The 19,566-nt window shown below is 36.7% G+C and carries 16 protein-coding genes and 1 pseudogene; 14 read left to right on the top strand and 3 right to left on the bottom strand.

Translation table 11 applies throughout. From position 1 onward, the window contains the following. Positions 1-236: 236 nt before the first annotated feature. Positions 237-1,400 (top strand): endonuclease/exonuclease/phosphatase family protein, encoded by a 1,164-nt coding sequence (locus QL998_RS02100; RefSeq protein WP_165723469.1) that lies wholly within the window; start codon positions 237-239, stop codon positions 1,398-1,400. A 132-nt stretch (positions 1,401-1,532) separates the two neighbouring features. Continuing rightward, the gene (locus tag QL998_RS02095; RefSeq protein ID WP_290192069.1) at positions 1,533-4,037 is read left to right on the top strand and encodes a prolyl oligopeptidase family serine peptidase; all 2,505 of its coding nucleotides are present in this window, start codon (positions 1,533-1,535) and stop codon (positions 4,035-4,037) included. Positions 4,038-4,126: 89 nt separating this feature from the next. On the opposite strand, the gene rrtA is transcribed toward QL998_RS02095, so the two are convergent. Continuing rightward, the gene (rrtA, locus tag QL998_RS02090; RefSeq protein WP_024595379.1) at positions 4,127-4,723 is read right to left on the bottom strand and encodes a rhombosortase; all 597 of its coding nucleotides are present in this window, start codon (positions 4,721-4,723) and stop codon (positions 4,127-4,129) included. A 97-nt stretch (positions 4,724-4,820) separates the two neighbouring features. Here rrtA and ggt point away from each other — a divergent pair, with 97 nt between their 5' ends. The 3 genes from ggt (at position 4,821) to QL998_RS02075 (ending at position 9,315) form a co-directional block, all read left to right on the top strand. Next, positions 4,821-6,599 carry a gamma-glutamyltransferase gene (ggt, locus tag QL998_RS02085; protein ID WP_165723467.1) on the top strand — a complete coding sequence of 593 codons (1,779 nt, stop codon included), beginning with the start codon at positions 4,821-4,823 and terminating at the stop codon, positions 6,597-6,599. A 142-nt stretch (positions 6,600-6,741) separates the two neighbouring features. Next, entirely contained in the window at positions 6,742-8,436 is a 1,695-nt protein-coding gene (locus QL998_RS02080; RefSeq protein ID WP_002962527.1) for an NAD-dependent malic enzyme, read from the top strand. A 153-nt stretch (positions 8,437-8,589) separates the two neighbouring features. Then, entirely contained in the window at positions 8,590-9,315 is a 726-nt protein-coding gene (locus QL998_RS02075; protein WP_024596616.1) for an SIMPL domain-containing protein, read from the top strand. Between the two features lie 134 nt (positions 9,316-9,449). Here QL998_RS02075 and QL998_RS02070 read toward each other — a convergent pair whose 3' ends face one another. Beyond that, positions 9,450-10,796, bottom strand: a complete 1,347-nt coding sequence (locus QL998_RS02070; RefSeq protein ID WP_290192068.1) for a DUF2254 domain-containing protein — start codon at positions 10,794-10,796, stop codon at positions 9,450-9,452. Positions 10,797-10,947: 151 nt separating this feature from the next. Here QL998_RS02070 and QL998_RS02065 point away from each other — a divergent pair, with 151 nt between their 5' ends. The 9 genes and pseudogenes from QL998_RS02065 (at position 10,948) to QL998_RS02025 (ending at position 17,940) form a co-directional block, all read left to right on the top strand. Then, on the top strand, positions 10,948-11,319 hold the full coding sequence (locus tag QL998_RS02065) for an MAPEG family protein (protein ID WP_024604385.1): 372 nt from the start codon (positions 10,948-10,950) through the stop codon (positions 11,317-11,319). Between the two features lie 14 nt (positions 11,320-11,333). Beyond that, complete coding sequence (locus tag QL998_RS02060) at positions 11,334-11,966, top strand: sulfotransferase (RefSeq protein ID WP_290192067.1); 633 nt, start codon at positions 11,334-11,336, stop codon at positions 11,964-11,966. 47 nt (positions 11,967-12,013) lie between these two features. Next, entirely contained in the window at positions 12,014-12,586 is a 573-nt protein-coding gene (locus tag QL998_RS02055; RefSeq protein WP_024604387.1) for a tRNA-(ms[2]io[6]A)-hydroxylase, read from the top strand. A gap of 213 nt (positions 12,587-12,799) precedes the next feature. Continuing rightward, entirely contained in the window at positions 12,800-13,117 is a 318-nt protein-coding gene (locus QL998_RS02050) for a pilus assembly protein N-terminal domain-containing protein (protein WP_024596619.1), read from the top strand. Beyond that, positions 13,101-13,373 carry a hypothetical protein gene (locus QL998_RS02045; protein ID WP_259365569.1) on the top strand — a complete coding sequence of 91 codons (273 nt, stop codon included), beginning with the start codon at positions 13,101-13,103 and terminating at the stop codon, positions 13,371-13,373. The genes QL998_RS02050 and QL998_RS02045 overlap by 17 nt, the downstream gene beginning before the upstream one ends. Continuing rightward, positions 13,370-13,894 carry a hypothetical protein gene (locus QL998_RS02040; RefSeq protein ID WP_029753284.1) on the top strand — a complete coding sequence of 175 codons (525 nt, stop codon included), beginning with the start codon at positions 13,370-13,372 and terminating at the stop codon, positions 13,892-13,894. The genes QL998_RS02045 and QL998_RS02040 overlap by 4 nt, the downstream gene beginning before the upstream one ends. A gap of 5 nt (positions 13,895-13,899) precedes the next feature. Then, positions 13,900-16,239: a response regulator gene (locus tag QL998_RS02035; RefSeq protein WP_290192066.1), complete on the top strand. Its 2,340-nt coding sequence runs from the start codon at positions 13,900-13,902 to the stop codon at positions 16,237-16,239. Between the two features lie 96 nt (positions 16,240-16,335). Beyond that, positions 16,336-16,764, top strand: a complete 429-nt coding sequence (locus QL998_RS02030; protein ID WP_024604388.1) for a response regulator — start codon at positions 16,336-16,338, stop codon at positions 16,762-16,764. 376 nt (positions 16,765-17,140) lie between these two features. Then, positions 17,141-17,940: pseudogene (locus QL998_RS02025) on the top strand (alpha/beta hydrolase). 420 nt (positions 17,941-18,360) lie between these two features. On the opposite strand, the gene QL998_RS02020 reads toward QL998_RS02025, so the two are convergent. Beyond that, the gene (locus QL998_RS02020) at positions 18,361-19,320 is read right to left on the bottom strand and encodes a sugar-binding transcriptional regulator (protein ID WP_290192065.1); all 960 of its coding nucleotides are present in this window, start codon (positions 19,318-19,320) and stop codon (positions 18,361-18,363) included. Between the last annotated feature and the right edge of the window lie 246 nt (positions 19,321-19,566).

The following is a 19,566-nucleotide window of genomic DNA, read 5'->3' as shown; positions in this document are numbered from 1 at the left end:
TTTGAGGAGCTTGGTTTATATCCAATAGAAAAAGTGAATACGGGATGGCTTGCTTTATCAGCGTTTAGGAAATAAGTTGATAAAATGTGAAGGGTACAGGAGCCGTATACGAGGTCCGTACGTACGGTTCTGTGAGAGGGATGAGGCATAAGCCTCACCCTACTCGATTGTCATAAAAATGGGCTTTGAATATGTAATACTGTTAAAGTCTAATTTTAAATTTGTGAAGTAAAACAATGAAACTAAAAACAATATCTGGTGTGCTAGCCATTACTGCATTATTTAGCTTAAATACATTTGCATCGGAATCTCTTCGTGTTGCAACTTTTAATGTAAGTATGGATGCAACTAATCACACGCCTAAAGGTGAGCAAGTTAAAAGTGATGCTTTAGTTAATGCACTTAAAGCTAACCACCAGCAAATTAAGAACATAGCGGAAATTATTCAGCGTGTTCGCCCTGATATTATTTTACTTAACGAATTTGATTACATCCCAAAAGAGCAAGGCATTGAATACTTTAATCAGCATTATTTAAATGTAGGTCAGCAAAAACAAGCCGCTATTAACTACCCTTACTCTTATATTGCACCAGTAAATACAGGCCTAGCTACCGAGTTTGATTTAGATAACGATGGCAAAAAAAATGGCGTGATGGGCGATGCACAAGGCTTTGGCTTTTTTGAAGGGCATTATGGCATGGCTATTTTGTCAAAATACCCAATTAATTTTGATAAAGTAAGAACCCTTCAAACCTTTAAATATAAAGACATGCCAAATGCACAAATGCCTGTAATGCCTAAAACAGGTGAAAACTGGTATAACGCACAAGAATGGCAAGCACTTAGGCTCAGTTCTAAATCGTTTTGGGATTTACCTATCAGCATTAATGATAAAACAATTCATGTTATTGCATCTCACCCAACACCGCCTGTATTTGACGGTGAAGAGGATAGAAACGGCAAGCGTAACCACGATGAAGTAAGATTAATTGCCGATTACGTTTCAAATGCTAAGTATATTTATGACGATAAAGGCGAAAAGGGCGGTTTAAAAGTTCACTCTCGTTTTGTTATTTTAGGCGATTTAAATGCAGCCCCTGAGGGGGACAAAGCCCGTACAAATACCACCGACCAATTACTTAAAAACCCATTAATAAATGCTCACTTTGTTCCAAAAAGTGAAGGTGCTAAAGAGCAGTATGATGTGCCTTATGCACAAAATTACAGTGCTAATTGGCAAGCCCGTGTTGATTACGTTTTACCGTCAAACTATGGCTTAAAAATTAAGGACGGTGGGGTGTTTTGGCCTACTAAAACGAGTAGTGTGTATCGCTTAATTAAAGATAGAAACGCATCGAGCGATCACCGACTGGTGTGGCTTGATTTGGTAATTGAATAACGCCTGTTAACAAGAGAAGCGCTAGTAAACTGAGCTTTACCCTGTTTAATGGCTATTTATCTAAAAAAATTGCAATAACTTAAGTGCTTCTGCTTAAATACGGCTTAATTATAATAACCGTATAGAAGCACTATGATTTTTAATTTTTCTTCATCTAAAACGTTAGTGGCCTTAGCTGTTGCCTCAAGTGTCATGCTTGCAGGTTGTAGCGCGACCGCTAACACCTCATCAACACAGCAAAGTGCTTTACCAGCAACATCGGTTGCTGCGGTTGTAAACACGCCAGCAGATATCGGCTCACAAAAAATAACGCTAGAACAAGCAATGGCCGATCCGGATTGGATGGGCAATCAGCCAGAGAGCGCTTATTGGGCTAGCGATTCGGCTACTATTATTTATGCTCAAAAAGAGCAAGGTAATACACTACGCGATTTATTTAGCCAATCGGTTACTAGCCAAACAGCAGAGCAGGTAGCACTTAATAAACTTCATACTGTGGGTTCAAATAAAGCTGTTTATTCAAAAAATAAAACAATGGCGGCCTACACGTTTAAAGGCAATGTGTTTGTTAAAAACCTAAAAACCGGTGAACTTAAGCAAATTACAGCGACATCAGCGAGCGAATCTAAACCACAATTTTTAAATAACGGCGATTTAGTTTACCGCCAAGGCAATGTGTTTTTTAAAGTTGATTTAAAAACAGGCTTAACGAGCGAGCTTGCTAACTTAAAACTTGCTGATGAGCCAAAAGGTATTGAAGAGCCCAGCACGTATATTGCTAAAGAGCAGCATAAATTGATTAAATTTGTGGCGCTTCAACAAAAAAATAAAAAAGATAAGCAAGCGCGCAGTGAGCAAGTTAATGAACAAAACGATTCAATTGCTAATACGGCTTACTACTTAGGTGACGGTAATAAAGTTGCAGAAGCACAGCTTTCGCCAAATGGTGATGCGTTATTAGTCGTTGTACAAAAGCAAACTGATTGGCGTGGTGATGGCGATATTATGCCAAATTATATCACTAATGATGCAACCATTGAGCCTAAAAAAGCACGCCGCCGTGTTGCAGATGCTAAACAAGAAACCTCAAAGCTTGTCTACATCAATTTAACTAACAAAGAGCAAACATCACTTAGCTTTAATACCTTACCGGGCTTTGACGAAGATGTTTTAGCCGCAGTTAAAAAAGAAAATTATGCACGTGATGGTAAAACATATAAGTCCAAAAAGGCACCTCGTGGTATTAACCTTATTATGGACTGGGGTTTTGAGCAAAGCCCAATAGTATGGAACGATGACGGCTCGCAAGTGGCTATCATGCTCGAAGCATGGGACAACAAAGACCGTTGGCTTGCTACTGTAGATTTTAAAAACAACAAACTTGTGTCGCAACATCGCCTGCATGACGACGCATGGATTGCTTATGCGTTTAACGACTTTGGGTGGTTACATAACTCGAACACGCTTTATTACCTATCGGAAGAGTCGGGTTACAGCCAGCTTTATAAAAAACCAGTTAATGGTAGTGCAACCGCGCTAACACAAGGCCAATTTGAGGTTTCTAACTTAACGCTTACAAGTGACGACAGCGCAATTTATTATAAAGCGAATGTTGAACACCCAGGTCTGTACGAAATTTACCGCGTTAACCCGCAAACAGGTAATAGCGAGCAAATTACTGACTTAAATGGCATGACTGATTACACGTTAAGCCCAGATGAAACCAAGTTACTCCTTAAGCACTCTACAATTACTATGCCTAATGAGCTTTACGTAGCAGATGCTAAAGCCAATACAAAAGCAACGCGATTAACGCATACTGTGTCGGATGAGTTTTTAGCTAAAAAGCTAACAGCCCCTAAAATTGTTGCTGTGCCATCGAGCCATACTGATCAACCAATATATGCAAAAGTGTACTACCCAGCTGATTACGTTGAGGGTGAAGTAGGTAAAAATCGTAAAGCGGTTATTTTTAACCACGGCGCGGGTTACTTACAAAATTCACACATGGGTTTTTCGGTTTATTTTCGTGAATTTATGTTCCATTCATTGCTCGCTGATGAAGGTTACATAGTAATGGATATGGATTACCGCGCATCTAAAGGTTACGGGCGTGATTGGCGTACCGCGATTTATCGTCAAATGGGAACACCTGAAACACAAGATTTAGCCGATGGCGTTAAATGGATGGCGCAAAATGCCAACGTTGATACCAAAGCAGTCGGTACTTATGGTGGCTCTTACGGCGGTTTTATGACCTTTATGGCATTGTTTACCGCGCCTGAGTTATTTCAATCGGGTGCGGCACTTAGACCTGTTACCGATTGGGCTCATTACAACACAGGGTACACGGCTAATATATTAAACCATCCTGATGTTGACCCGATTGCGTATGAGCGCAGCTCCCCAATTTATTATGCTGAGGGTTTAAACAAGCGTTTATTAATTAACTCACCAATGGTTGACGATAACGTGTTTTTTCAAGATTCAGTACGTTTAGTGCAGCGCTTAATAGAGCTTGAAAAACAAAACTTTGAAACAGCTATATTTCCTGTTGAACCACATGGTTTTGTACAGCCTTCAAGCTGGTTAGACGAATACCGCCGTATTCATAAGTTATTTAAAGAAACACTTTAATCTTTAACTCTTAAAGTATAAAAACAAAAATGCCGCATTAGTTTAGTTAACTAATGCGGCATTTTTATTGGATTGAACACAATCTAACTTTATTTTTGCTTTTTAAAGTTCTTTTTAAAGAGCTCTATAGCCAATGGTATTGCAAGTAAAGTCCCGCCAATAACACCAATTAAATGTGCATCAATAGCCACAGTGGAGTTAATAAGCTTTCCTATATCAGCATTAGGGCCGCTAAATTGTTCAAACCCTATTTTAATCCATACGCCTATAAATAATAAATAACCTGACTTAAGCCCTACAGTTATATCTTTAACTGCACCCCAAATAATTACACCATGCAGTAGGGCACTTAATCCGGTATAAATATGTATGCTTGGGCAAAACCAATACACGCCGAGTCCACACCACAGTGCTAGCGCAGTTGTATTAAAAGCGTAGCGAGTAGGTGATGTGTATTCGCCATGTAAAAGCCATATTAATAAAACACCACTGGCATTTAATCCCAAATGAGCCCAACTAGCATGAACAAATTGGCTTGAAAAGATTCGCCACAGTTCGCCATCATCAATTAGGCTTCGGTTAAATTCAAGTAAATTATTTAAATCAAATGCAGCAAAAATGGTACTAAAAAGCAGCAGAATAATAGGCGGTAATATATAACGAGGTTGAATAGGTAAATTAAGCATTTTATTATATTTTTTTAGTCAAAATTTTTGCATATTGTGCCCGTTTAACTTTAAGATGCCAAATACAACTACGTAATTAAGTGTTTTTAGTATTTTTATGCATTTTAAACTTAACTCATTATTTGCCATTGGACTGTGCGCAGTATCACTGCCTTCATTTGCACAGCAAGCAACTCAAATTGAAACTCGCGAACCTGAAGCTGCTACTGGATTAATCCATAAAAAAGTAGTGCAAGGTGATAAATACATGGTTGCTGCGGCAAATCCATATGCCTCAAGAGCCGGTCAACAAATTTTAGCCAAAGGCGGCAGTGCCGTAGATGCTGCCATTGCTACTCAACTAGTGCTTACTTTAGTTGAACCGCAATCCTCAGGTATTGGCGGTGGTACATTTATGATGTATTACAACAAAGCTAACAATAAATTGACTAGTTTTGATGGCCGCGAAACTGCACCTGCAAATGCAGACGAAACACTGTTTTTAGATAAACACGGTAAAGCCGTTAAATGGATTGAAGCCGTAGTAGGTGGACGCTCTGTTGGTGTACCCGGTATTTTACATGCCTTTGCAAGCGCACATAAACAATACGGTACATTACCGTGGGAAGCGCTTTTTAAACCGGCTATTGAACTTGCAGAACAAGGATTTGTAGTTTCGCCGCGTTTACATGGCTTATTAGCACGCCAATTAAACCCTGGTGTATTGAGTATGCCGATTATTAACGAATACTTTTACCCAAATGGTAAATTAATTGAAGTGGGTAGTGTTAAAAAGAATCAACCACTTGCTGATTTGTACAAAGACATTGCAAAGCAGGGCATTGATGCATTTTACAAAGGCGAAAATGCAAAACAAATGGTTAATGCGGTACAACACTCTAAAATTGCCCCTGGTAAATTAAGCGTACAAGATTTAGCAGATTATAAAAGTAAAGAGCGCGATGCGGTATGTATTCAATACCGTGCTTATAACGTGTGTTCTATGGCACCACCAAGTAGTGGCGGCGTAGCAGTACTGCAAATGCTTGGCTTGCTTGAACATAAAGATATGAGCGCACTTAAGCCAAATGGCGAAAAGGCGATTCATTACTTTAGCCAAGCTTCGCGTATTGCATTTGCCGATCGCGATATGTACATGGGCGATCCCGATTTTACTCAAGTACCTACACAAGAGCTCTTAAACAAAGATTATATTGCCTCACGCGCTAAATTAATTACCGAAACAGACCAAAAAGCCGTAGCAGGTAATCCTGTAGGGTACTTAAGTTATGCAATGGATGATTCATACGAGTTACCTTCTACCTCACATGTATCTATTGTAGATAGTAAAGGTAATGCCGTTTCGATGACCAGTTCAATTGAAATGGCGTTTGGCTCTACGGTTATGGTTAATGGCTTTATTTTAAATAACCAACTAACTGACTTTTCGTTATCGCCACGTAAAAACGGCAAGCTTGTAGCAAACCGTGTAGAGGCTGGTAAACGCCCGCGTAGCTCTATGTCACCGGTAATGGTATTTAATAAAGATGGTAGCTTACGCTTAATCGTAGGCTCACCTGGTGGTAGCCGTATCATCGATTACGTTGCACAAGTTGTTGTGGGTGTTATTGACTGGAATTTATCAGCGCAAGACGCCATTAACTTACCGCGTACAACAAATCGTAACGATTACACCAGCCTTGAAAAAGGCACAACCATTGAAGCCATTGCGCCTGCGCTTACTAAACGCGGCCACAATGTACGTATTATTGATTTAAACTCAGGCTTACACGCAGTTGAAGTTAAAAATAATACCTTATATGGTGGCGCTGATCCGCGCCGTGAAGGTGTTGCGTTATCTGATTTAACTGATAATAGCGCCACTATCAAATTTTAAATTATGTATAATATACATGCGGGCAGTGAAGCCCGCATGTATTTTCTCTCAATGGTCTGACTAGCTTAATTGTCGTTGCAATTAAACCTCTAACACTGATAATGACAGATCATAACTTAAGACTCCGTTAAAGCCTGGAAATATGACAACTAATACTGATCCTAACTACTTATATATTCATCATTCTGGCCCTGGCCTAATTGAAACACCGCTATTAAATAAAGGCAGCGCCTTTAGTAAAAAAGAACGCGAAAATTTCAATCTTGCTGGTTTACTTCCTCCTCGCTTTGAAACAATAGAAGAGCAAGTTGAGCGTTGTTATCAGCAGTATTCTAGCTTTACCGACAACCTTAATAAGCATATTTACTTACGTGCGATTCAAGATAACAACGAAACACTTTACTACCGTTTAGTGCGTGACCACCTTGAAGAAATGATGCCAATCATTTACACACCGACAGTGGGCGATGCTTGTGAAAAATTCTCTGACATTTATCGCAGCGCACGTGGTTTATTTATTTCGTATGAAGATCGCTACCAAATTGACGACATTTTACGCAACGCTACCAAAGGTAAAGTAAAAGTTATTGTTGTAACCGATGGCGAGCGTATTTTAGGCCTTGGCGATCAGGGTATTGGTGGCATGGGTATTCCAATTGGTAAATTGTCACTTTACACAGCGTGTGGTGGTATAAGCCCAGCATACACATTGCCTGTAATGCTCGATGTGGGTACTAATAACGAAAAGCTTTTAAACGATCCTATGTACATGGGCGCACGCCATAAGCGAATTGCTCAAGACGAATATGATGAGTTTTTAGATTTATTCATTAAAGCGGTTAAACGTCGCTGGCCAAATGTATTACTTCAGTTTGAAGATTTTGCACAGCCAAATGCAATGCCATTACTTAAGCGCTACCGCAATGAAATTTGTAGCTTTAACGATGACATTCAAGGTACTGCGGCTGTAACGGTCGGTTCTTTACTTGCTGCGTGTCGTGTTAAAAATTCAACCCTAAGCCAGCAAAAAGTAGTTTTTGTGGGTGCAGGCTCTGCTGGTTGTGGTATTGCTGAGCAAATTATTAGCCAAATGGTTTTTGAAGGTATTTCAGAAGCACAAGCGCGTAGCCAAGTATTTATGGTTGACCGTTTTGGTTTGCTTAGTGAGGGTATGGAAGGCTTACGCGATTTCCAACAAGCACTTGCACAACCTACAGGCTCGTTAAGTGATTGGACGTACAGCGGCGAGTACGCATCACTTCTGGATGTTATGCACTGTGCTGAGCCTGACATTTTGATTGGTGTTTCTGGTCAACCTGGCTTATTTACAGAACAAGTAATACGCGCTATGCATGCCGGTTGTGAACAGCCAATTATTTTCCCATTAAGTAATCCATCTAAGCAAGTAGAAGCGCATCCTGCTGATGTGATTAAGTGGACTGACGGTAAAGCACTTGTTGCCACAGGTAGCCCATTTGATCCTGTTGAGTACAATGGCGAAACGTTCCCAATCCCACAATGTAACAACAGTTATATTTTCCCGGGTATTGGTTTAGGGGTTATTGCCGCTAAAGCGACACGCATTACAGATGCAATGTTAAGTGTATCTAGCGAAATGCTTGCAGAGTCGTCGCCGCGTGCAAACACAGGTAAAGGTAGTTTATTACCAGCCTTGACTGAAATTGAAACGCTAAGTAAACGTATTGCATTTGCCATCGCTAAAAAGGCAATCGAAGAGGGCGTTGCTCTTGAGATTACGGATGATGCGTTATGGGCAGCAATCGACAAAAATTACTGGTTACCAAAATACCGTAACTATAAACGTTGTAGTGTTTAATTAGGTTTATAAGTAATTAAAAATAAATAACGTTGTAGGCACAGTTACAATGCTTAACAAAAAACAGGCAATTGCCTGTTTTTTGTGCTTGTTCATATTTAATTAACCACGTACGGTGTTTACTTGCTTTTATATAATTAAAGGATCGACTTAATGAAAACACTGACTCTTGTTTTAGGTAGTGCACTGGCTTTAAACGTACTTAGCTTTGATGCACTTGCGGCAGCGACTCCCGATGCTCCTCATATTTATGTTAAGGGCGAAGCGACTCTTACTACAATGCCAGATTACGTACAGCTTAGTGTAGGTATTACCGAAGTTGATAAAGACTTAATTGCTGCTAAAAATAAAACCGACTTAACTATCGCCAAGGCAATTAAGCTCGTAAAAGAGATTGGTGTTAAAGAGGGAGATATAAACGCAGGGCAAATTTCAATAAACCGTGATAGCCAATACAACCGCACTACCGGTAATCAAGAATTTAAAGGCTTTAAGGTTTCTCGTACGTTAACAGTAAAACTCAGCGATATAAATAAATACCCTGAGTTACTACAAAGCTTAGTTAACAACGGTATTAACGAAATTAATCAAACGCAATTTTTAGCAAGCAACTACAACGAGCTGCATAAAAAAGCGCAAAAGTTAGCAATTAAAGACGCACGGGATGCTGCAAAAGAGTTTAGTGAGGATTATGACGTTGATTTAAAAGGATTATACAGCGCGTCACTAAGTCCACTCAATGTGCAGTCGCAGCCTTATATGCGCGCAGAAAAAGTAATGATGGCTGATAGCGCACCAAGTAACTATGTACCTGATGCCTACCATGCTGGAGAGATTAAAGTAACAGCCTCAAGCTATGCTGTGTACTACATAGATTAAAATATAGGTTCTTCCTAGGGACGATTAACTCTATGTTGCTCGGTTTTTACTTAGCCCACTAGGTTACAAACCTCGCGCCGCGATTTAATCGCCCCTAGATTGAACAAATTTCAATCCAAATAATTCAACACGCCCTAGTGGTGCTCAAAACGTGCCACCAACTTCTCACCTTGCTCTTGGCTGATACGCGCTATAGAGTTGAGCATATTAGTCACTTCGCGTCTGTCGTATTCATTAGTTACATGCTCATTTATGTCATCAACAATCGCATTTAAATAATTAAATAAACTGTTTCGTGCATCGGTATCTTTATGGGCTACAAACAAAATATTTTTGAATGCCTCAAGCACGTTTGTCATTACGTATGCATCGCCTTTGGCGTAATTACGCAGCGGTGTAAAGTTGTCGTGTAATAACTCATCAAAGCTTGTTTCATGAAGGTACAACAATGGGGCATTATCACTGTGCTTAAACGAGTAGTTAATATCGTTAATTGAAAGTCGTTGAATAAGTAAAATACTCAGCATATCAATTGATTTAACCGCAGTACCGGGATCGTTGATACCTGGACTCATTGCCTTAACTGCAATTTCTGATATTTGCGTTAATCCATAACGGTAATGATCGCTAATGTACTCTTCTATATAAAAAATAAAGCAGTCGAGAATTTTATTAATCAGCTCTTCATCGTTTGCTATCTCTTTATTACATTTTAAAAACGGGTAACCTTTAACTGTAAAATAGCCTTGGTTTACAGATATATACACCTTTATATCTTGCTCTGCCAAAATGGCACACAGCTTATCGATATGTACGCCTTTATAATACCCTTCCGTTTTACTGCTAACCGAATGCCACTTGCTAAAGTCTGGAAAGTCTTCAAGTGGGTTCTCTTGTTGTCTTTGTATTATTGTTTTAATTTCGTTTTTAGTTTGGCTAAACAAGCCATTTAATACGTTATCAACCTGAATAGCACGAGAGATTGAATGTATAAAAAATACAAATAAACCTAATGAAATCAATCCAAAAACAAGTGCGAATAACACACCAATTGAAGGAATAGCCGTACTGCCACCTTCAAGTTTATTAATATTTATAAGCATAATAATTGAGTAAATTATGCTGCCTAAATAAAAGCCCAAAACCATTTGATGTGATTTACGCGTAATAAGCCCAGGTACTACGCGGGGCGATAAACTCGCACTGGCCGAATTTAAAACGACCATTACCATTGAAAAACTAAACACGGTAAGCGAAATAATACTCCCCGCTAAGGTGCTTAAAATAGTACGTGCGTTTTCAGCGCTATCAACAAGTACAACCGATATAAACGATTTTAGCTGCTCAATAGGCGCTAAATATTCAACCGACATAGTAATAATGGCAAATGCTAAAAAGCCCACTGAAAGCATCGAAGGGTAAAAGCCAATACTGTTAATCATTTCACGGTAACTGTCGGCTACTTTGCGAGGTACAAACATAAAATCCTTATGTAATTTCTACTTACTTAATACCCTAGCTTAGCATAGGCATTTATTAAACTTCTGATAATGCTGCTCAAATTTATATGTTATTATCACGCCCACAATAATAAAGCGCATGCTTATGCGATAAAAATAACAGGAAAACGCCGTGATCATTTCAACTTATGCTGCATTACTTGCCTTCTTTTACATTTATTTGAGCTTTAACGTAATAAAAGTGCGCCGCGCTGAGCAGATATCACTTGGTGATAACGGTAACGCAACGCTGCAACGTGCTGTACGTGCCCACGCTAACTTTATGGAATACGTGCCAATTGCTTTAATTTTACTCTTTTTGGCAGAGTACCAAGGACTTGCTAGCCATTACTGCCATATATTAGGTGGTGCGTTATTAATAGGGCGTGTATTTCAAAATTTAGGCATAGTAGAAAAAAGTCTGAAATATCGCCAAATTGGTACTATTGCTACATTTTTGGTGATTATTGTTAGCGCCTTTTTATTGCTAGTAACACGTGGCTAATTAAAGAAAAGCTAATGAGCAAAATATTTATAATAGGTTTACCGCGTACCGGCACAACCAGTGTGTGCCACGCATTTTTAGAGCTCGGCATTACAACGGCGCATACCGCGTATACTAATGCTTGTTTTGAAAATGCTAACGCGATTGCCGACACTCCCATATTTAACGACTTTAAAGCACTTGATATTCATTACCCAGACTCTAAGTTTATTTATTTAGAGCGCGAATTGAGTGCATGGCTTGTATCAATAAAACAGCTTTTAACGCGTATGCACACTAATTTAACCCGTGCAGACGGGGGCTTTAATATTCATATAAAACGCTGTTATTTAAATACGTTTAGTGAGCTTTCGCTTGATAATATTAGCGACGATAGTTACTTAGCAGACTGTTATGATACACATTTTAATGATGCTCAAACGTACTTTAATAACCGTGACGACGATTTTTTATCCATTGATATAGCAAAGCCTAATAGTTACAAAAAGTTGTGTAATTTTTTAGGGTTAGAAAGTGATAAAACTGATTTTGAAAAAATGAATGTGGGCGGAAAAGTCACCGCATGGAACGATATTAAACACCCGTTAAAAGTTGAGTCTACGGCTAAAGGGCGCATAGATAAATTACTGCCTTACAAGATTTTTTAAATCAAATACGTTAAAATCCCCGCATTATTATTTAAGTTGTACAGAACATGTTTGAATTAAAATACCACACCCCATTTGAATGGACCGAAGTTGTCCTTGCTGACTTTAATACTTTTTTACAAGATCACGCCGCTGCGGAAAAAAAAGCATCGGGTATGGCTATGTCTATGCTTTCGCATTATCCAGACAAACGTAAATTAGTAAAAGCTATGACCGACTTAGCGCTAGAAGAATTAATACACTTTAAACAAGTACTTAGATTGCTTTTAGAGCGAGATGTAAACTTAGGTGACGACAAAAAAGACCCGTACATAAAACAAATACGTGCACTGTTTAGACATGGTCGTGATGGTTTTTTAATGGACCGATTACTGGTTGGCGGTGTAATTGAAGCACGTGGCCACGAGCGTTTTTCTTTAGTTGCACAAGCACTTCCTGAGGGTAAAGAAAAAGATTTTTATGTTGCTATTGCTAAGTCAGAAGAAAAACATAAAAACCTATTTGTAGAACTAGCTTACGAATACTTTGAAAAAGAAGAAGTTGATGTTCGCCTAGAAGAGCTGCTTATAGCTGAAGCTAAAATCTGTGAAAGCATCCCGTTTACAGCCGCTTTGCATTAATTAAAACTAGCGTAAAGCGTATTTTCACTCGCTTTGCGCCACACACCTCTGCTCTTATTTCTTTGTTAACCTCTTCATGAATTGTTGATTTGCAATTTGCGAATCAAAATAATAAAAAACACGTTTATACATCTTAATCCACTGATTATAAATACAAAAACCCTTGGTCTCATACTTGCTACCTATACAGTAAGCAAATTGAGGGAAAGGCTTATGTTAAAATTTATTTTTATACTATTACTAATATCTTTTACCGCTATGGGCAGTGAAAGTCATTTAGATTATATAGAAAATGCAAATGGTGAGCGGGTACAAAAAGTATCGCACTTAGTTAAATGGACGCATACTCGCTTTGTGTTTACCCGTGATATTTCTCGTATTGCACTTGGCCACGAAACAACGCTTGATGTGAACGTGGTTAATGGTCGCGAGCTACTAATTTTAGCTAAAAAGTTGGGCCGTACATCTATGATGGTGTGGTACGACGATAAAAGCTCGGAAACATTTCACTATTTTGCAAACCACATTTGAGCTGGTCGGTATCGATTTAGTAAATAACCTTATCATTAGTGAAACACTGAGCTTAATAGGGATTGAGCCAGGTATTACATATTGCAAAACATCACTTAATTTAGTTAATGCAGAACAAGTAATTAATATCACCACAGGCGAACCTGCTCTTAGTAGTTTAACGCCACCATTTAAAGTTTTACTGCCAGTACATAGCGGCCAAAACAGTACAACGTGGATACATACTCCCCCAAAAGGGGAAGGAGAACGTCAATGAACGCCTCAAATATATTTACCTCACATGCTAATTTAGCAGATACACCAACTGATGAAATATCAACAGAAATTAAAGAAACGCTAACGCTACTAAAACAGTTTTATGATGTTCCAATTGTTAAATTTATCGATTTTAGAGAGGTTTATTCAGAGCAGTTAATAACCTGCAACGATAAAGAAAGTGTCGAAAATGAGTTATTAAGCTATCAACAACGCTGCACACAAGAAAAACTATATTTATTTGAAGATACCTTTTTTGATGATGTATCAAACAACACGCACAAATTAATTCGTTTTTATGCACAATATCCAATTTATAGTGTCACTAATAAATTCATTGGCGTAGTGCTGATGGCTGATTTAGCACCTAAAACATTAATAGGTTCACAAAAAAATCAGTTTATTTCATTTGCTCAATTATTACAGACACAGTTAAATAAAAATTCAGATTCAGTAAGTAATCAAAGTACTAATCCTGTGAAAAAAATTATGGGGAAAAGTATATTCATGTATTTAGTTTAGCGCCCGTGGCATTCTTAATTGCATTAGTATTATGCTCATTCACTGCATTACTGCTTTATACTATAGAAAAAAAGGAGCTGCAAAGTAATTACAATGAACAAACTCAGCAATTACGTAAAACGTTATTTAATGCTCTAGAGCGATTTGATAATCAAGGATTATATATATCGCAAAAAGATTTAGTTATCGCAGGCTTTTTACAAAGCCAAAATAGCTATACAAAAGAGCAGCTTAATGATTTAGTACAGAGTCAGGTTTCACAAAGCTTAACTTATAAAGGGTATGTTGTGTTTGATTCTGAGTATAACCAACTTGCACTTTGGTCAAAAAATAATTTTGATTTAGCCGCGTATGGATTTAAAAACTGGTTAGAAAAATTCAATAATAGAGCGAATAAACAAGCAGTAGAAGTATTTACTGTTGCAGATACGGCCTTCTTAATTTCTGAAATAAAAATTAAACAAGGCTCTATTTATACACTTACAGCATTTGATTTAAGTAAGTTTTTAAAAGCCGTTATTGGCAAATTAAACACTGAAAATTATAACGTTTTTATAGCAACACCACAGTTTACTTTAGGAAAACAAGGAGAAGTAAACCCCAGTATAATTAAAAATAGTATTAGCGCTTTGAGCAGTCGTTTTCCACCTACTTGGCGTTTACATGTGCAACCAATGAATAAAATAGTACGTCCACAAATAACTAAATATATCCTAATTAGATTAGGACTGATCGCCTTTTGTGTATTCGCATTCGTGTACTATTTTTTACGTTTGCCTAGGCGTTTACACAATGAAATAAAACAAAAAAATCAGTTAATACTTAATAGGGAAGAGCTATTTTCAAGTTCTCTTGATGCATTGCCACATGGGTTTGCTATTTTTAATAGCCACGAATTTCCTGTGATTACTAACAATGCATTTAATCTTTTATTTCCACAGGTGAATAAACAAAACAGTCAGCTATCGTATAGCCAGCTGATAAGTATTGCGCAACAGCATAATATTATAAATCATTACCATGAGCATCATAAGCTTGATGATGATCGTAACCAATTAATAGATATAGGTTTTACAGACGGGAAGTGGATAACTGTATTACAAAGACATACAGATTTTAATGGTTTTGTTTGCTACTTTAGAGATGATACAGAGGCACATCAAAAAGAATGTTTACTCGCTGATGTTCTCGAAAAATCTAAACAGACAAATCAATTAAAAGAAAAATTTGTTTCAAGGCTTAGCCGTCAATTAAAAACGCCTTTATCATCTTTAAAGTCATTAATTGAAATATCAAAAGATCCTATAAGCTTTAACGAATTTAAAAACAATGTAGGGAATATTTCTGATGTGTGCGACCAGCTTGAAAGTGTGATTCAACAGCTCGTAAATATAAATAAATCAGAGATAGGTAAGTTAAAGCTTCAAGCCAAAAACGTAAATCTAAAGAAACTGATCAATAATAACATGTCAATTTTAACGAAAGAGGCTGAAAATAATAAAATAGTTTTGAAAAATAATATTACATCAGAGTTAACGGTAGCAAGCGATGAAAAGTTAATTTCTCAACTGGTTATTCAGTTAGTTACTGAGGTTTTGGATTCATCAAATAATACAACGCTTTCAATTGACGCTCAGATTAAAAAAGAAAGTACTCGTAATTACTTAAACCTCGACTTTTCATTAAGTAATTTAATCAACACTAACCATTTTATAACTGAACTTAAAAGCATTTCGGGTGATAATATAACACGCTTTATAGATGATAAAGACTTATCATTAGAGTTAAAGTTTTTTATCTCGATATTTAAAATGCTTGGTGGGAAAGCGATAATTATTAGCAGTAATGCAAATAAAACGACGATATCACTTTCTATGTTGGTAAACCTAGCGAGTAAACAAAACAAAGATGATGAACAAGAAGTATTAAACAGTCCATTAATAACTACCGATTTAGTAAATATTAATCCATTAACTAATGAAGAACAAAACACGCTATTACTGGTTGATGACGATCCACTGGTTGAAATTGTTATTAGGGCAATGCTAAAAAATGAGAGCATTAAAATAGATTACGCGCGCAGTGCTATAGAAGCAATGTTAATGGTATCTCAAAACAGTTACGACATTATTTTAATGGACATAGTAATGCCAGAATTATCAGGAACTGATGCTATGTTAAAAATTAAAAAACACAGTGATAATTCTAAAACTAAAATAATTGCACATACATCGACACCCGATCCAGAATCTAAATATGTAAACCAGGGCTTTGATGACATGCTATTAAAACCTGTAAAACAAGGCATATTAATAAACCAAATAGCACGTATTTTAAAAAGATAGGCCGCTATACCAACCGCCTTAATGTAGATTTTATGTAACGATAAAATATTAATGCCGGTTGGTGTTACATATAGCGTAATATATTCGAGGTAAAAAATGAAAAAAACGATTGAAGATACGATGGAAGTTATCGGATTTAATACAGTAAAACCTATAAATAAAACTACACGACTGCTTTTAGTCGATGATGATTTACTAATAGAAATTGTAATAAGAAAAATGCTTAAAGAAGAAAACATATTAATAGATTTTGCATCCAGTGCAATAGAGGCGCTATTAATGGTTTCTCAAAATATTTACGATATTATTTTAATGGACATAGTCATGCCACAGTTTACGGGCACCGACGCAATGCTAAAAATAAGAAAGCACGCTGATGCATCAGCAACGAAAATTATTGCGCATACATTTAGTGAAAACGAAAATAGTAATAATAAATATATAAAGCTTGGGTTTAATGGTTTGTTATTAAAGCCAGTTAAGCAAGGTGTATTAATTGAAAATATTAGATCTTTCTTAAAGTGATTAATAGCAATAGTAGGGCGGTTCGCTGTTTATTACTTATTACTTATTACTTACTAAAAACTATTTAATAAGAATAATTTCTTCAAATTAGTAGCAACTTCGCTTTTGTAATTGTTGCATATTTAAGAGCAAACGCTTCACACTTCATAAAGTGGTTTAACAATCACAATTATCAAACTCTATAATAATAAAAAACAAATAAACTTACTTAGCCTAGAGCCCAAGTATTACAAGGGTTTGGGTTTGACTTTAAATTATTATAATTTTTGAATAACTAAAAAATACTCATCTTGGGATGGAATTTGCTTTATAAGGTTATATTCCAATTTTATAGTTCACGAAATATTATAATTTTTAAAGTTAACGAGGCACAAGCATGAGCAAAACACAGTACGTTACAGTAGAAGGTCATCAAATTGCTTATCAAGAAATGGGACAAGGTACACCTTTATTATTGATACACGGTATTCCGACTAATAAATTTTTATGGCGAAATGTGATGCCAAACTTGCATCAAAATATCGGGTAATAGCACCAGATATGCCAAGTAACACTGATGTATCTATAAATGCGCAATGTAGAATAATGTGTAAGTTTATAGAAGAGCTCGGTATTTCTAAAGTTAATATTGCTGCACATGATATTGGTGGTGGTGTTGCTCAATTAATGGCTGTAAATCATCCGGATAAAGTAAACGGGTTGGTTTTACTTGATAGTGTATGTTTTGATTCTTGGCCAATACCAGAATTTGAACCTTTACTAGAACCAGGCGTAGAAGAAAAAACATCTGTAGATGAATTTGTTGATACATTAAGAGATTTCATGCCCAAAGGTGTTTACGACTCGAACGTAATGACTGAAGAGTTGATGAAAATATACTTAACACCATGGAGTAATGAAAAAGGAAAAGCCGCTTTATTTAGTAACATGCGCAGGCTCAATAAAGAATATACCGAAGCTATTACAGGCGATCTTAAAAGCTTACCTCATGAAACACTCATAATATGGGGTAAAGAAGACAAATTTCAAAAGCCAAAGTATGCACCAATGTTAGAAGAAGCAATTCCAAATTCGTCATTGGTTTGAATAGATAAAGCCGCACATTGGGTTATTGATGAACATCCAGATAAAGTGTCTGAGCTTATTAGTGATTTTATGAATGATAAATTATTCTAGTGAATTACTAGGATAATTTAAAATCTATTTATTTCAATATGTTAAGTTTTATTGCATAAAGTAGCGAATAGGCAATCAGTGTAATACCGCTTGATTATATTAATAACCAAGCGGTATTTTTATATGTTTAAGTAACAAATAGCGAAAAGAGGCAAAACATTAATTTTTAAAATAAGTAGGTTAATGCTTATTAAATAGTCAAAATATCGCGTTTATACGTTAATTCATGAAGGTGAGTAACTTAGTTATGTATTTATTTACCCTATTTAACATAATATAAATTATAGGTAGTTAATGTATATATAGGAAGAGCGCTTAAATGCGCCCTTGCTATGTCCAATACTAGACGGTATCGGACATTAAGTGTTTTTATTACAGTAACAGGTATTACTAATACAGATACTTTATTTATCAATTTGTTTAATCAATACTTAATAAACGCTCAGCTGTATATTCGTTAGTAATTAATCCACTGATCATGCTTGACCTTACTGCGCCCAAAATGGCTAACACTTTTTCTTCACCAGCAGCTATCGCATAAATCTGTTTGTTAGCATTTGTTTTTAATGGCGTACTTGCTACACGCTGATTAACTGTGCAATCTAAAATCTTACCGTTTTTATCAAACACCCAACTAATCATTTCACCAACAGCACCAAGATCTTGTAACTCTTTAAGTTCTTGCGCATCAATAAAACCATCTATATGTAATGGCGACTTTTCACCTAAGCTACCAATACCCACAAATGTTACATCGGCATCTTTAGCGAGTTTTAAATTACCGGTAATATTTTGTTGTGCGTGCAACTGTTCTTTTTCTTCAATGCTTCTTGGTAAAACTGGCAATGGCATTGGATAATGTTTTGCATTGGTGTGTTCGGCCATTCTTACTACAACATCATAAGGTGAAGCCGATCCATCCAAAGCCATATTACCTAGCATGGCTACAATTTTATGTTGCGGACAATCAACGGTTCTTAGCTCATCCACACATGAACGTAAAACTCGACCGGTTCCCATAGCAAGTACTTTGGGTTGTTCTGATTTTAAATGACGTTCTATTTCTGCCGCGCCAGCTTGAGCCAAACCTAATGTAGATGATGGTTCTGAGGGATCGCTCGGTACAACTTCACACGAATCTAACCCAAAACGGCTTTTTAATTTTTCAGCTAAATCCATGCATTTGGCAATCGGGTGGTCAAGTCTAACTTTAATTAATCCTTGGCTCACAGATAATGCCACCATTCTTTGTGCAGATTGACGAGATATATTTAGCTTTTTAGCAATTTCATCTTGTGTGTTACCGCCAACATAATATAACCACCCTGCTCTGGCTGCATCATCTAGCTTTCTAATTTCTGTATTTGATAGCTTTACCACGTAAACCTCTTAAAATAGAAGGAAAACCAAGTCCTTATTTTCATTACATAATTTCAATTATATGTGCTGCTATATAAATTATTTTATTAATTTTTGAGTATCTATTTATCAATAACGTTTTTGTTATTTATAGTTGTAAATATACCATTCCTTAATAAAAAATACCTCGGTTTCATAGGATTATGTAATTAGAATTTAGTTAATAGCACCCTTATAAAGGTGCTATTTAAGGTAATTAAAGATGGC

Origin of the sequence: Pseudoalteromonas sp. APC 3691 (assembly GCF_030408135.1) — a bacterium.
GTDB lineage: Bacteria > Pseudomonadota > Gammaproteobacteria > Enterobacterales > Alteromonadaceae > Pseudoalteromonas.
The sequence above is the reverse complement of the archived record's forward strand: the minus strand, read 5'-3'. Positions and strand labels throughout refer to the sequence as shown.